Origin of the sequence: Adlercreutzia shanghongiae (assembly GCF_035830635.1) — a bacterium.
In the GTDB taxonomy this organism is placed as follows: Bacteria; Actinomycetota; Coriobacteriia; order Coriobacteriales; family Eggerthellaceae; genus Adlercreutzia; species Adlercreutzia shanghongiae.
The window spans coordinates 1-675 of record NZ_JAYMFI010000057.1; the positions used below are offsets into that span (position 1 = coordinate 1).

Annotated in this window: 1 protein-coding gene; it reads right to left on the reverse strand. The window is 58.1% G+C overall.

Annotation, left to right across the window (positions count from 1 at the left end):
- Nucleotides 1-304 precede the first annotated feature (304 nt).
- Nucleotides 305-675, reverse strand: a 371-nt coding sequence (locus VJ923_RS12180) for an amino acid kinase family protein (protein ID WP_456049077.1), incomplete at its 5' end; no start/stop codon positions are given.

The following is a 675-nucleotide window of genomic DNA, read 5'->3' on the forward strand; positions in this document are numbered from 1 at the left end:
TTCATTCCTTTCTTGAGCACGCCTTAACCGTGCTCGCGACGATGAGGAATAATTACTACCGAACTAAACCGATTAATATGATCGGTCGGTTTTATCGGCTGCTTCAATATAGCACCATTTTTGTTCACCTGCAACAAAAAATTTCCCAGCTCGAGGGTAATTAATTTGTTGACACGTTGTGCATACGAATAGAACGAGAAGGACGCGCTTTCCACCTTCGCGGATAGCGCGTCCTTTTAGTGCTTTATGAAGGTTTAGAAAGCCTCAAACGGGCCTTCTAAACCGTTTTACACCCTGTCTTGAGCTAGGCGACGATAACCGTGCCCGTCTCGCCGCGAAGTCCCGCGGCCGCGCACTCGAGCGAGGTGATGAGCGCCTTGCCCTCGGGGAAGGCCTCGACGTACTCGATGCAGGCCTCCACCTTCGGCAGCATGGAGCCGGGGGCGAACTGGCCCTGGGCGATGTACTCCTCGGCCTGGGCCACGTCCATCTCGGAGATGGACTCCTGCTCGGGCGTGTTGAAGTTGACGCACACCTTCTCCACGGCGGTGAGGATCACGAGCATGTCGGCGCCGAGCTCGGCGGCCATGAGGGCGCTCGAGCGGTCCTTGTCGATGACCGCGGGGGTGCCCACGTAGCCGCCCTCGGTCTCGAACACCGGGACCCCGCCGCCGC